The 14,978-nt window shown below is 67.9% G+C and carries 6 protein-coding genes; all 6 read left to right on the plus strand.

The window, feature by feature from the left end; genetic code table 11:
* The first annotated feature begins 71 nt into the window (after positions 1 to 71).
* The 6 genes from EO139_RS12745 (at position 72) to gspG (ending at position 14,970) form a co-directional block, all read left to right on the plus strand.
* Positions 72 to 1,955, plus strand: a complete 1,884-nt coding sequence (locus EO139_RS12745) for a S8 family peptidase (RefSeq protein WP_126970921.1) — start codon at positions 72 to 74, stop codon at positions 1,953 to 1,955.
* A gap of 542 nt (positions 1,956 to 2,497) precedes the next feature.
* Positions 2,498 to 9,058: an ESPR-type extended signal peptide-containing protein gene (locus EO139_RS12750; RefSeq protein ID WP_126970923.1), complete on the plus strand. Its 6,561-nt coding sequence runs from the start codon at positions 2,498 to 2,500 to the stop codon at positions 9,056 to 9,058.
* 223 nt (positions 9,059 to 9,281) lie between these two features.
* Positions 9,282 to 11,165, plus strand: a complete 1,884-nt coding sequence (locus EO139_RS12755) for a diffusible signal factor-reguated S8 family serine peptidase (protein WP_104585978.1) — start codon at positions 9,282 to 9,284, stop codon at positions 11,163 to 11,165.
* Positions 11,166 to 11,294: 129 nt separating this feature from the next.
* Positions 11,295 to 13,022, plus strand: coding sequence for a type II secretion system ATPase GspE (gene gspE / locus EO139_RS12760; RefSeq protein WP_164739834.1), 1,728 nt, complete (start codon positions 11,295 to 11,297; stop codon positions 13,020 to 13,022).
* Positions 13,023 to 13,197: 175 nt separating this feature from the next.
* Positions 13,198 to 14,415 carry a type II secretion system F family protein gene (locus tag EO139_RS12765; protein ID WP_104585582.1) on the plus strand — a complete coding sequence of 406 codons (1,218 nt, stop codon included), beginning with the start codon at positions 13,198 to 13,200 and terminating at the stop codon, positions 14,413 to 14,415.
* A 123-nt stretch (positions 14,416 to 14,538) separates the two neighbouring features.
* Positions 14,539 to 14,970: a type II secretion system major pseudopilin GspG gene (gspG, locus tag EO139_RS12770; protein WP_024939118.1), complete on the plus strand. Its 432-nt coding sequence runs from the start codon at positions 14,539 to 14,541 to the stop codon at positions 14,968 to 14,970.
* Positions 14,971 to 14,978: the final 8 nt, after the last annotated feature.

The following is a 14,978-nucleotide window of genomic DNA, read 5'->3' on the forward strand; positions in this document are numbered from 1 at the left end:
GCAGCGGCGCGCGTATGGCCGCTGCGTGCTCACTCATTTGCTTTGCATTTCATCTTGAAGAGGACGTCATCGTGATTCAGACCCATCGTTCCCGAACGCTCGCCATCGCCTGCAGTGCCGTCCTGTCGCTCGCCAGCGGCATCGCCACCGCGGCCACGCCGGATTCCGGCGTACGCACTGCGCAACGTCAGCAGGCCATGCGCGACGCCCCGGTCGACAGCATCATCGTCAACTATCGCAGTGGCCGGGTGAGCGCGCGCAGCGCCGGCACTGCGTCGGTAGCCACGATCGCCGCGGCGGCATCGCGCGCGGCAGTGCGCCTGGTGCCGGCCGCGCGCAGCGGCACGCAAACCGCGCCGACGCATGTGCGTACGCTGGCGGTGGGCAGTGAGTTGATCAGGTTGCCCGCACAGCTCAGCCGCAGTGACGCCGACCGCCTGGTGCGCGAACTGCAGGCCGATCCTGCAGTGGAGTACGCGCAGATCGACACGCGCATGTATCCGTTGCAGAACAGCGGTGGCAGCCTGCCCGACGACCCGCTGCTGGCGGGCAATCAATGGCATCTCACCGATCCGGTTGGCGGCATCGATGCGCCGGCGGCCTGGGCCACCGCCCAGGGCGAAGGCGTGGTCGTGGCGGTGATCGATACCGGCATCTTGCCGGGGCACCCGGATCTGGCCGGCAACCTGCTGCAGGGCTACGACTTCATCACCAACGCCGACAGGTCGCGACGCGCCACCGACGCGCGTGCGCCGGGCGCGCTGGATTACGGGGATTGGGAAGCAACGGACGGCGAATGCGGCATTTTTTCAGCGGCCCGCGACAGTTCCTGGCACGGCACGCATGTGGCCGGCACGATTGCCGAAGCCACCGGCAACGGCATTGGCGGTGCCGGTGTGGCCTACAAGGCCAAGGTGCTGCCGGTACGCGTGCTGGGTCATTGCGGCGGTTCGTCCTCGGACATCACCGATGCCATCGTGTGGGCGTCGGGCGGCCATGTGGATGGCGTGCCGGACAATCGCAACCCGGCGGAAATCATCAACATGAGCCTGGGCGGCGTTGGCCCCTGCGATTCGGTCACGCAGGCGGCGATCAACGCTGCGGTGTCGCGTGGCACCACCGTGGTGGTGGCGGCCGGCAACGATGGCGCGGACGTGTCCAGTGCCGTGCCGGCCAACTGCGCCAATGTGGTATCGGTGGCGGCCACCCGCCTGACCGGCGGGTTGGCGTACTACAGCAATTTCGGCAGCTTGATCGATCTGGCTGCGCCCGGCGGCGGCGCGCGCGATCTGGAAACCGACACCTTGTACGACGGCCCGATCGGCAGCTGGATCTGGCAGACCGGTTACACCGGCAAGACCACGCCCACGTCCGGCCAATTCGCCTATCTCGGGCCTGGCTTTGCCGGAACCTCGATGGCCGCGCCGCATGTGGCGGGGACGGCCGCGCTGGTGCAGAGCGCCCTGATCGCCGACGGCAAGCCGCCGCTGACACCCGCGGCACTGGAGCGCCTGCTCAAGCGCAGTGCGCGCGCGTTCCCCGTGCAGTTGCCGTTGAGCACGCCGGCCGGTAGCGGCATCGTGGATGCCGGCGCGGCCATCGATCGGGCACTGCGCCGTTGCGACAGCGGCGACCTGGGCTGCCAGCTGGACGCGCAGACGCTGCGCAACAGCGTGCCCGAGCGCGGTCTGTCAAATGTGGCCGGCGATGCCGGCGTCTTCGCCTTCGAAGCGAATGCGGGTGCGGTGCTGAGCGTCGTCAGCTTCGGCGGCAGCGGGCAGGTGGCGCTGTATGTCGCCATGGGCCGCGCGCCGACCGCAACCGACAACGACGGCATGTCCAGCCGCAGCGGGACCAGCCAGACGGTGCGCTTCACTGCACCGCGTGCCGGAACCTATTTCATCCGGCTCGATGGCAGCAGCTTCGATGGGGTGAGCCTGTTGGCGCGCCAGTGATCCGACACGCGGTGGCCCCAGAGGGCGCTGCCGCCGGTTTCTTGGCGCGATGATGCGGATGAGAGCGGCCTCATTGCGAGGCGTCGTGGCCTGAAGCGTCGGCGCGGGACGCGCTGGCGCGGTTCCTGACCTGTTTCGCGCGCGGTTTTGCGCAACCAAGCCTGCTGGCGTCCTGCCAGCGGGCTTTTTTGTCTGCTGCAGACATCCGTATTCAGCTTTCAAATGTCTCGCGGGACATGATCTAGATCGCTGTTTTCCAAAGAATTATCAAAAAACTAATAAACGCAAGCCGAAGTGTGACAGAAAGCACGCTTAGCTTCGCTTTCTGTCAAAAACTTGACGCCCGATTTGACCGCTGTTAACACTTCGCTCAGTTCTATGGTTGGGTAGCGTTCACTTTTTGACTATCCAGGGTGCCGCTTTCCGCGCACCGCCAGTTGGCCCATGGCACCAATCACCACGGGGATCGCAGTGGCTGACGGCTTCGCGACGGTGGGTGTTTGTCAAAAAAACCAGTCCCAACATTCAGGAGCAGGGCGTCGATGAATCGGATTTATCGCAAGGTCTGGAACAAATCGTTAGGCGTGTGGGCCGTGGCATCGGAGTTGGCCAGCGGCGACAGCCCGGGCGCAGTGAGCACCGCCGCATTCATCGACCGCCGCCAGAGCCGTTGCCTGGTTGCCGCGATCGCCCTGGCGCTGGGTAGCGCCGGCATCGCCATCCCCCTTTCCGCAGTGGCGCAATCGGTCGAAGTCGGTCGCGGTGCGTCGGCACCTGCCGCCAACGCCACCGCCATCGGCGCCGGGAGTCGCGCCAGCGCGACCGGCGCGCTCGCCACCGGTGCCGACAGCAGCGCCAGCGGCGTCAACAGCAGCGCGATCGGCCGCCAGACCAATGCGATCGGCGAGAACGCGGTGGCCATCGGCTACAACAGCTTCGTGCGCCAGAGCGGCGAAAACGGCGTGGCGCTGGGCGCCAACGCCGGCGTGACCGGTGCCAACTCGGTGGCGCTGGGCGCAGGCTCGCGCACCCACGAGGACGATGTGGTGTCGGTCGGCAGCGGCAATGGCCGCGGTGGCCCGGCCACGCGCCGCATCACCAACGTCAGCGCCGGCGTCAACGCCACCGACGCGGTCAACGTGGCGCAGTTGCGCGACGTGGCCGACGTGGCCGAAGACACCGCCACGTTCTTCAAGGCGACCCCGGGCGAAGACAGCGTCGGCGCCTATGTCGATGGCGACAGCGCGCTGGCTGCCGGCGATGCCGCCAATGCCACGGGCACGGCGACCACTGCGCTGGGAACCGGTGCCAATGCGGTGGCCGACAATGCCACCGCGGTCGGTGCCAATGCGCTCGCCTCCGGGCAGAACAGCGCGGCATTCGGCCATAACGCGCAGGCCAACGGCCCCGGCAGCGTGGCCGTCGGCGGCGCTGCAGTAGACGAAGACGGCGAGCCGTTGGTCACCAACGGCGGCGTACCGGTCACCACCGGTGCCACCAGTGCCGGCGTCGGCGGAACCGCGGTCGGCGCCAGCGCCAATGCCGATGGCTTCGCGGCCTCGTCGTTCGGCGTCGGCGCGTATGCGGCCGGTGCGCAGTCGTCCGCGTTCGGTGCGGTTGCCAATGCGGCAGGCGATTACGCCACCGCCGTAGGCACGCAGACCAGCGCCAGCGGCACCAGCAGCACCGCAGTCGGTGGTCCGGTCGATTACGTCCCGGGTCTGGGCTTCTTCGTGCAGACCCAGGCCAGCGGCGATGCGTCCACCGCGCTCGGCGCCGGGGCGATCGCATCGGGTACCTACACCACCGCCGTCGGCGTGCTCAGTGAAGCCTCCGGCACCGAAGCCACCGCCGTGGGTTACTTCGCCTATGCACCCGGCGAAGGCGCCACGGCAGTCGGCCCGGAATCCTGGGCCAGCGGCGAGCTGAGCACGGCGCTGGGTTACTACAGCACCGCACGCGGCGCCAACTCGGTTGCGTTGGGCGCCAATTCGATTGCCACGCGCGCCAACACCGTGTCCGTTGGCGCGGCAGGCGATGAGCGCCAGATCACCAATGTCGCCGCCGGTACCGAAGGCAGCGACGCGGTCAATCTCGACCAGCTCACCGCCGTGTCCGACGTTGCTTCCACCACCGCGCGCACGTTCGTGGCCACCGGCGATGGCACCGCGATTGCAGAGGGCATCGACAGCGTTGCGGCCGGTTCCAACGCATCGGCAACGGGTGACTACAGCACTGCATTCGGTTCGACCAGCCAGGCATCCGCGCAGGGCAGCACCGCGCTCGGCAGCGGCGCCATCGCGACCGGCGAGAATGCAAGCGCGCTCGGTTTCAACAGCAATGCAGTCGCCGACAACGCCACTGCGCTTGGCGCCACCAGCAGCGCGTCGGGCGAGTCCAGCACCGCAGTGGGCGGCGCAAGCCAGGCCACCGCCAGCGGCGCGACCGCACTGGGTTACGAGAGCATCGCCAACGCCGCCGACTCCACTGCGCTGGGGGCGGGCAGTGTGGCCTTCGGCGACACCAGTACGGCCGTGGGCGGTGCAAGCGTCGCGTTCGGCGATGACAGCGCCGCTTTCGGCGCCAATGCCGCCGCCGGCGGTAGCGCATCCACTGCGATCGGCGCAAACAGCAGTGCCTTCGGCGAGCGCACCGTTGCGCTGGGTGGCGCCAGTAATGCGTCGGGCGACGACAGCATCGCACTCGGTGCGAGCAGCCAGGCCTCCGCGCTGGGCACGACGGCGGTCGGCAGCAATGCCAACGCCAGCATCGCCAATGCCACGGCGGTGGGCTTCAACAGCAGCGCCAGTGACGACTACGCCACCGCGCTCGGCGGCGACAGCAATGCATCGGGATATTTCAGCACCGCCGTCGGCGGCAACAGCATCTCCAACGGACGCTACTCGACAGCGATCGGCTATGAAAGCATCGCCAACGGCGGCTCGGCCACTGCGCTGGGCAGGGCCAGCGTCGCCTGGGGCGATGGCAGCACCGCGATCGGCATCGAGAGTTCGGCCTATGGCTACGACAGCACCGCAGTGGGCCCCAATGCCTTCGCCGCCGACACCGCCTCGGTGGCGATGGGTGCATTCGCCAACGGATGGGGCGCGCGTGCCATTGCACTTGGCAGCGAATCTGCCGCGGTAGGCGATGAAAGCGCTGCGCTGGGCTGGGAAGCGCAGGCCGATGGCGCGCAGAGCGTGGCCATCGGTAGCAACGCGCTTGCGTCCGCGCAAAACAGCGTAGCGCTGGGCGCCGGCGCAGTTGCCGATCGCGCCAACACGGTGTCGGTGGGCAGCGTCGGTGGCGAGCGCCAGGTCACCAATGTCGCCGCCGGTACCGAAGGCACCGACGCGGTGAACCTGGACCAGCTCAACGCGGTCGGCGAGACCGCCGAAACAACTGCGCGCCTGTTTACCGGTACCGGCACCGGCACCGCCGATGCGCAGGGCGAGGACGCCATCGCGGCCGGGTCCAACGCCACCGCCGATGGCGATTACAGCAGCGCGTTCGGCTCCAGCAGCCAGGCCACCGCGATCGGCGCGGTCGCCATCGGCAGCGGTGCCAGCGCCACCGCGCAGTACGCCAATGCGGCCGGCTACAACGCCGCCGCCAGCGGCTACGGCAGTGTGGCCAGCGGCGCCTTCAGCCAGGCCAGCGGTGATTATGCCGTGGCCGTGGGTGGCGAAAGCGAAGCCGCCGGCGCGCAGAGCACCGCGCTGGGTGCGGCGGCAGGCGCCTATGGCGATGGGTCGCTGGCGGCCGGCACGCTGAGCGTGGCCGATGGCAGCGAAACCACCGCAGTGGGCTATTTCGCCAGCGCCAGTGGCGATTCGGCCACCGCGGTCGGCGCAGAAAGCGTGGCCGATGGCACCAGCGCGGCGGCGTTCGGCTTCGGCGCCGAGGCCACCTCCAACTACTCCACCGCCCTGGGCGGCTATTCCAGCGCGACCGGGTTCAACAGCACCGCGCTGGGCAATTTCAGCACCGCCAGCGGCTCCAGTACCGTGGCCGTGGGTGGCGATGCCACCGCAACCGGCGACTACAGCGTCGCGGCCGGCCAGGGCAGCGTGGCCAGCGGCTACAACAGCGTGTCGGTCGGTGGCGCCTTGCTCGGCCTGCTGCCGACCGAAGCCTCCGGCGACTTCTCCACCGCGCTCGGCGGCGCTGCATGGGCGCCTGGCCTCAACAGCACCGCACTTGGCAATTTCGCCGAATCCACCGGCGAAAGCAGCGTGGCGCTGGGCGCCGATTCGGTGGCCGATCGCGATTTTGCGGTCTCGGTGGGCAGCGCCGGTAACGAGCGTCAGATCACCAACGTGGCCGCCGGTACGCAGGGCACCGATGCGGTGAATCTGGACCAGCTCAACGCCGTGGCCGAAACCGCGCAATCCACCAGCAAGTACTTCCAGGCCAGCGGCAGCGCCGACAGCGATGCCGGCGCCTATGTGGATGGCGACAACGCGCTGGCTGCAGGCGAGGGCGCCAATGCCACCGGCACCGGCACCACGGCGTTGGGCGCAGGCGCGCAGGCGGTGGTCGATAACGCAACGGCGGTCGGCGTGAGCGCACTGGCCAGCGGCATCGGCGCGGCGGCGGTGGGCAACAATGCCCAGGCCACCGGCGAAAACAGCAGCGCGGTCGGCAGCAATGCCCTGGCCAGCGATGTCGGCGCCACCGCAAACGGTGCCGGCGCGCAAGCGGTTTCGACCTATACCACCGCGCTCGGCAGCGAGGCAGTGGCATCGGACAACCAGGCCACGGCGGCCGGTTTCCGCAGCACCGCCTCCAATGTCGGCAGCGCCGCCTTCGGTGGCTACAGCGAATCCAGCGGCCGGCTGTCGTCGGCGCTGGGTTACGGCGCGGTGGCCTCGAGCGACTACAGCACCGCGGTCGGTGCCGCATCGCTGGCCTCCGGTGCAAGCGCGGTCGCCGTGGGCGAGTTCAGCGAAGCCACCGGCGACGAAAGCGTGGCGGTGGGCGGCAGCACGTTCTTCGGCTTCATCCCGGCGCGTGCCACCGGCACCGGCGCTGCCGCATTCGGTGCAGGTGCCTGGGCCACGGCCGACTACACCACCGCGATCGGCTGGAATTCCTATGCCGACGGCGTCAATGCCACCGCGCTGGGTCAGAGCGCGGCGGCACTTGCCGACAACACGCTGGCCCTGGGTGGCGGCAGCCGCGCCGATGCAGTCGGTGCCAGCGTGGTCGGCGTGGATGCATCGGCGACCGGCATCAACAGCACCGGCGTCGGCCGACAGGTCAACGTGATCGGCGAGAACGCGGTGTCGGTGGGCTACAACTCGTTCGTGCGCCAGAGCGCGGTCAACGGTGTGGCCCTGGGTGCCAATGCCGGTGCGACCGGTGCCGATTCGGTGGCGCTGGGCTCGGGCTCGCGCAGCGACGAAGCCGACACGGTGTCGATCGGCAGCGGCAACGGCCGCGGCGGTCCGGCCACCCGTCGTATCGTCAATGTCAGCGACGGCCAGGCGGCGACCGATGCGGTCAACAAGGGCCAGTTGGATGCGCTGGCGGCCGATGTGCAGACCACCACCGGCATGGTGCAGACCACCGGCGAAGGGGTGGCCACCGCGACCGGTGATCGCGCCACCGCCGCAGGTGCCGGCGCAACCGCCAGCGGCGCACGCAGCGTGGCGATCGCCTCCGGCAGCCGCGCCTCGGCCACCGGCGCCAGCGCCATGGGCGTGGACAGCAGCGCCAGTGGCGTGAACAGCACTGCGATGGGCCGGCAGACCAATTCCATCGGCGAAAACGGCGTGGCGCTGGGCTACAACTCCTTCGTGCGCCAGAGCGGTGCCAACGCAGTGGCGCTGGGTGCCAATGCCGGTGCCAGCGGTGCCGATTCGGTAGCGCTGGGCTCGGGCTCGCGCACCTACGACGCCAACGTGGTGTCGGTCGGTAGCGGCGATGGCCGCGGCGGCCCGGCCACGCGTCGCATCGTCAATGTCGGCAGCGGCGCGATTGCCAGTGCCAGCACCGATGCGGTCAACGGCGGCCAGTTGTTCCAGTCGTTGAGCAACGCTGCCAGCTTCCTCGGCGGTGGCGCGGCGATCGGTGCGCAAGGCGTGTTCGTCGCGCCGACCTACGTGATCCAGGGTGCCAGCTACAACAACGTCGGTGCGGCATTGACCGCGCTGGACAGCAAGGTCACCGAGCTGGACGCACGTGGCGGTACTGCAACGGCCAGCACTGCGGCACGCACGCTGTCGCTGCGCACCGCAGCGGTGCCGGCTGTTGCCACCAGTGCAGTGACTGCATCGAGCAACGCTGTCGCCGATACCGGCGCCAGCGTGCAGGGCACGCCGACCGCAGCGGTGGTCGGCAGCATCACCCCGGCCGCAACGTCCACCGCCGTCGGCACGGCGGCAGTGGCCAACCACGTGACCGGCACGGCGATCGGCGGCAGCGCGTATGCGCATGGCCCCAACGACACTGCGATCGGCAGCAATGCACGCGTCAATGCCGACGGCAGCACCGCGGTCGGCGCCAATACGCAGATCGCTGCGGTGGCGACCAATGCGGTGGCCATGGGCGAAGGCGCGCAGGTCAGTGCGGCCTCCGGCACGGCGATCGGCCAGGGCGCAAGGGCGAGTGCACAAGGTGCGGTCGCGCTGGGCCAGGGGTCGGTCGCCGATCGCGCCAACACGGTGTCGGTGGGCAGCGTCGGCGGCGAGCGGCAGGTGGCCAATGTGGCCGCCGGCACGCGTGCCACCGACGCGGTCAACAAGGGCCAGCTGGACAACGGCGTCGCTGCGGCCAACAGCTATACCGACAGCCGCTACAGCGCGATGGCCGACAGCTTCGAAACCTACCAGGGCGACATCGAGGACCGTCTGCGCCGGCAGAACCGTCGCCTGGACCGGCAGGGTGCGATGAGCTCGGCGATGTTGAACGTGGCCGCCAGCGTCGGTGGCATCGCCACGCAGAACCGCGTCGGTGCCGGCGTCGGTTTCCAGAACGGCGAATCGGCGTTGTCGGTGGGCTACCAGCGTGCGATCAGCCCGCGCGCCACGCTGACGGTGGGCGGCGCGCTCAGTGGTGACGACAGTTCCATCGGTGTGGGCGCCGGCTTCGGCTGGTAACCCGCTGGGTGCATGACACGCGCCGGCGCCGGTGTGCGCCGCCGCGCCAGAGCAAGGCCCGAGGGGGCGGGCAAGGACCGTGGCTGGGCCGGCCAACGGATTCGATGGAGTGATGGCCTTATCAGGAGTGGCTGATCAAACGCAGCGAGCTGCACCGCAGTTGCGCAGCAGTTTCGAAAGCCGCTCCCAGCTGATCGACGAAAAACACGAAGAGGACTTCACCGTGATCGACAAGAATTTCCGTCTCTCCCCGCTGACCGGCGCCATCTTGATGATGGCGCTCGGTGCATCGGGCACGCTCGCTGCTGCCCCGCAACTGCTGGTCAAGGAACCGACCCAGGCAGCATCGGCCGGCGCTGCGTTCAGTAGCCGCCTGATCGTGCGCTACAAGGACAACACCGCCGCCGCGACCGATCGCGCCAGCAAGCTGAGCGCGGTGCAGGCCGCCGTCGGCCGTGTCGGTGCGAGCACTGGCGCACGCAGCAGCGCAGCCGCCGCCAAGGCGACGTATGTGCGCAAGCTCGGCATCGGCTCGGACCTGATCAAGCTGTCCAGCACGCTGACCACCGCACAGGTGGACAAGGTCGTGGTCGAGCTCAAGAACGACCCGTCCGTGGCCGACGTGCAGATCGACCGCATGCTGCGCCCGGTCGAGATCAAGAAGAGCCTCGCCGCCACCGACGTGAGCCCGCAGCTGGTGCCCAATGACCCGCTGTACGCGCAGTACCAGTGGCATCTGAGCAACCCCAACGGCGGCATCAATGCGCCGGCCGCATGGGATCTGTCGCAGGGCGCCGGCGTGGTGGTGGCAGTGCTGGATACCGGCATCCTGCCGGGCCATCCGGATTTTGCCGGCAACCTGCTACAGGGTTACGACTTCATTACCGATGCCGAAGTCTCGCGCCGTCCCACCGACGCCCGGGTACCGGGCGCGCTGGATTACGGCGACTGGGAAGAGGCCGACAACGTCTGCTATGACGGCTCGGTGGCACAGGAAAGCTCCTGGCACGGCACCCATGTTTCGGGCACCGTGGCCGAGGCGACCAATAACGGCGTCGGCATGGCCGGCGTGGCGCCGAAGGCGACCATCCTGCCGGTGCGCGTGCTCGGCCGTTGCGGTGGCTACACCTCCGACATCGCCGATGCGATCGTCTGGGCCTCCGGCGGTACGGTTGCTGGCGTGCCCGCCAACACCAACCCGGCCGAGGTCATCAACATGAGCCTGGGCGGCGGCGAGCCGTGCGATTCGGCCACCCAGCTGGCAATCAACGGCGCCGTCTCGCGCGGCACCACCGTGGTGGTGGCGGCCGGCAACAGCGGCGAAGACGCGGCCAACCATTCGCCGGCCAGCTGCAACAACACCATCACCGTGGGTGCCACGCGCATCACCGGCGGCATCACCTACTACTCCAACTACGGCAGCAAGGTGGACCTCTCCGGTCCGGGCGGCGGTGGCAGCGTGGACGGCAATCCGGGCGGCTACATCTGGCAGGCCGGCTATACCGGTGCGACCACGCCGACCTCGGGCACCTATACCTATATGGGACTAGGCGGCACCTCGATGGCATCGCCGCACGTGGCCGGTGTCGTCGCCCTGGTGCAGAGCGCGGCGATCGGCCTGGGCGATGGCCCGCTGACTCCGGCCGCAGTGGAAGCCCTGCTCAAGCAGACCAGCCGCCGCTTCCCGGTGACGCCGCCGGCCAGCACCCCGATCGGCAGCGGCATCGTCGATGCCAAGGCCGCGCTGGAAGCGGTGCTGGTGGAGCCCTGCGATCCGGCCACCGAAAGCTGCGCGCCGACCGCCATTGCCTTGACCAACAAGGCCCCACTGACCGGCCTGAGTGGTACCGCCGGCAGCGCCACGCTGTACAGCTTCGAAGCCAAGGCCGGGGCCGTGCTCAGTTTCATGACCTACGGTGGCACCGGCGATGTGTCTGTGTACGTCAGCCATGAAGCCGAACCCAGCGCGACCAGTTACGACGCCAAGTCGACCCGCCCGGGCAACAGCGAAACCGTGCGTTTCACTGCTCCCAAGGCAGGCACCTACTACATCAAGCTGGTGGGCGCTGGCGACTACGCGAAGCTGACGCTCGTTGCACGACAGTAAGTAGGCAGATAGTGTGACCGATGCCCCCGGCCAATCACCGGGGGCATCGTTTTTCAGGACGATTCAGATGCGTGCGGTTGATCGTCGCGGCAAACTGCTACAGTCGGCGCCGGACCAGTGGAGACGAGTGTGAACGCGGTTGCCGTCGATCCAATTGAGCATCGCAGTGCGGAGACGCGCATCGTCGAGGCGCTGCTCGAACGCCGTCGCCTGAAAGACACCGATCTGCTGCGCGCGCGCCAGTTGCAGACCGAATCCGGCATGGGCCTGCTGGCCTTGCTCGGCCGTCTGGGCCTGGTATCCGAACGCGATCATGCCGAGACCTGCGCCGATGTGCTGGGTCTGCCGCTGGTGGACGCCCGCCAGCTCGGCGATACCCCGCCGGAGATGCTGCCGGAAGTGCAGGGGCTGTCGCTGCGCTTCCTCAAGCAATTCCATCTGTGCCCGGTCGGCGAACGCGATGGCCGGCTGGAGCTGTGGATCGCCGATCCCTACGACGATTACGCGATCGACGCGGTGCGGCTTGCCACCGGCTGTGCGCTGTTCCTGCAGGTTGGCCTGCGCTCGGAAATCGACGATCTGATCGAGCGCTGGTACGGCCAGGGCCGCAGCGCGATGGGCACCATCGTGGAAACCGCCGATGGCGATGCCAACAGCAGCGACGATATCGAAGCGCTGCGCGATCTTGCGTCCGAAGCGCCGGTGATTCGCCTGGTGAACCTGGTGATCCAGCATGCGGTGGAACTGCGCGCCTCGGACATCCATATCGAACCGTTCGAAAGCCGGCTCAAGGTGCGTTACCGCGTGGACGGCGTGCTGGTGGAAGGCGAAAGCCCGCCGGCCAAGCTCACCGCCGCGGTCATCAGCCGCATCAAGATCATGGCCAAGCTCAACATCGCCGAACGCCGGCTGCCACAGGACGGCCGCATCATGTTGCGCGTGCAGGGCAAGGAGCTGGACCTGCGTGTCAGCACCGTGCCCACCGCGCACGGCGAGAGCGTGGTGATGCGTCTGCTCGATCGCGAGACGGTGGTGTTCGATTTCTACAAGCTCGGCTTCACCGAAGAGTTTCTGCCGCAGTTCCGCAAGGTGCTGGAGCAACCGCACGGCATCATGCTGGTGACCGGCCCGACCGGCTCGGGCAAGACCACCACGCTGTACACCGCATTGAGCCAGCTCAATACCTCCGACGTGAAGATCATCACCGTCGAAGACCCGGTGGAATACCAGATCGAAGGCATCAACCAGATCCAGGCCAAACCGCAGATCGGGCTGGATTTCGCCAACGCGCTGCGCAGCATCGTGCGCCAGGATCCGGACATCATCATGATCGGTGAAATGCGCGATCTGGAAACCGCACGCATCGCGATCCAGTCCGCGCTCACCGGCCATCTGGTGCTATCCACGCTGCACACCAACAATGCGGCCGGCGGCATCACCCGCCTGCTCGACATGGGCGTGGAGGATTATCTGCTCACCTCCACCATCAACGGCATCCTGGCGCAGCGCCTGGTGCGCAAGCTCGACCTGGCCAACGCCGAGCGCTATCTGGCATCGCCGGAAGAAATCGAACGCTTCAACCTGCGCCGGCTGCAGCCGGACGGGGAGATCTACCTGTATCGCCCGCGCGCCTCTGCCGCCGCGCCGACCGGTTACCTCGGCCGCACCACCATCGTCGAATTCCTGGTCATGAACGACGAGTTGCGGCGTGCGGTGATGCGTCGCGCCGGCATGGGCGAGATCGAGCAACTGGCCCGCAAGGCCGGCATGCGCACCATGTACGAAGACGGCCTGTCCAAGGCCTTGCGCGGCGAAACCACCATCGAAGAAGTGCTGCGCGTGACGGAGGATGCGTGAGAGTCAACGGAGCCACAACGAGCATCGGATGCTCAGGATCGGAAGATAAGCAGGGCAAGGTCCCGGCAACGCGTCGCGCACGCGCACAGCTGCGCCCGGTGGCGCCAACGCAGCGCAGGATCCTGCGTTTCCCGATTCCCGATTCCCGATTCCCGAATCCCGGCCTTCCAGCCTGATGCCCCTGTACCGCTACAAGGCGCTCGACGCCCACGGCGAAATGCTCGATGGCCAGATGGAAGCGGCCAGCGACGCCGACGTGGCCCTGCGCCTGCAGGAGCAGGGCCACCTGCCGGTGGAAACACGCCTGGCCACCGGCGAAAACGACTCGCCGTCGCTGCGCATGCTGTTGCGCAAGAAGCCGTTCGACAACGCCGCGCTGGTGCAGTTCACCCAGCAGTTGTCCACGCTGATCGGTGCCGGCCAGCCGCTGGATCGCGCGTTGTCGATCCTGATGGATCTGCCCGAAGACGACAAAAGCCGGCGCGTGATCGGCGATGTGCGCGACACCGTGCGTGGCGGCGCGCCGCTGTCCTCGGCACTGGAGCGCCAGCACGGGCTGTTTTCCAAGCTCTACATCAACATGGTGCGCGCCGGCGAAGCCGGCGGCAGCATGCAGGACACGCTGCAACGCCTGGCCGATTACCTGGAGCGCAGCCGCGCGCTGCGCGGCAAGGTGATCAACGCGTTGATCTATCCGGCGATCCTGCTGGCGGTGGTCGGCTGCGCGCTGCTGTTCCTGCTCGGCTATGTGGTGCCGCAGTTCGCGCAGATGTACGAAAGCCTGGATGTGGCCTTGCCGTGGTTCACCCAGGCGGTGTTGAGCGTGGGCCTGCTGGTGCGCGACTGGTGGGTGGTGTTGATCGTGGTGCCGGGCGTACTGGGGCTGTGGCTGGATCGCAAACGCCGCAATGCCGCCTTCCGTGCCGCGCTGGACGAATGGTTGCTGCGGCAGAAAGTGGTCGGCAGCCTGATCGCGCGCCTGGAAACCGCACGGCTGACGCGTACCCTGGGCACCTTGTTGCGCAACGGCGTGCCGCTGCTGGCGGCGATTGGCATTGCGCGCAACGTGATGTCCAATCTGGCATTGGTCGAGGATGTCGATGCCGCCGCCGACGACGTCAAGAACGGCCATGGCCTGGCGATGGCGCTGGCACGCGGCAAGCGCTTCCCGCGCCTGGCCCTGCAGATGATCCAGGTCGGCGAAGAATCGGGCGCGCTGGACACGATGCTGCTCAAGACCGCCGACACCTTCGAGCTGGAAACCGCGCAGGCCATCGACCGCGCGCTGGCCGCGCTGGTGCCGCTGATCACGCTGGTGCTGGCCTCGGTGGTGGGGCTTGTCATCATCTCGGTGCTGGTACCGCTGTATGACCTGACCAATGCCATCGGATAACGTGGCGGTGGATTCACAACAACGTTCCGGCGACCGCGCGACACCCATGCGGGAACCATTGCAATGGCCGCTGTGTCATCTTCTGGCGGCAGCATCTTTCATCGACGTGCAAGGAAATCGTTCATGATCAAGCGCTCCATCACCCGTAGCCCATCGCGTGCAGGCCAGGCCGGCATGAGCCTGCTGGAAATCATCATCGTCATCGTCCTGATCGGCGCGGTGCTGACCCTGGTCGGCAGCCGTGTGCTCGGTGGTGCCGATCGCGGCAAGGCCAATCTGGCCAAGTCGCAGATCCAGACCCTGGCCGGCAAGATCGAGAATTTCCAGCTCGACACCGGCAAGTTGCCGAGCAAGCTCGATGACCTGGTGACCCAGCCCGGCGGCAGCAGCGGCTGGCTGGGCCCGTACGCCAAGCCGGCCGAACTCAACGACCCGTGGGGCCACACCATCGAATACCGCGCGCCCGGCGATGGCCAGCCGTTCGATCTGATCAGCCTGGGCAAGGACGGCCGCCCCGGTGGCAGCAGTTACGACGCGGACATCAAGTACCAATAAGCCGTTCG

This window comes from Xanthomonas sp. BRIP62411 (assembly GCF_003993525.1).
GTDB lineage: Bacteria > Pseudomonadota > Gammaproteobacteria > Xanthomonadales > Xanthomonadaceae > Xanthomonas > Xanthomonas euroxanthea.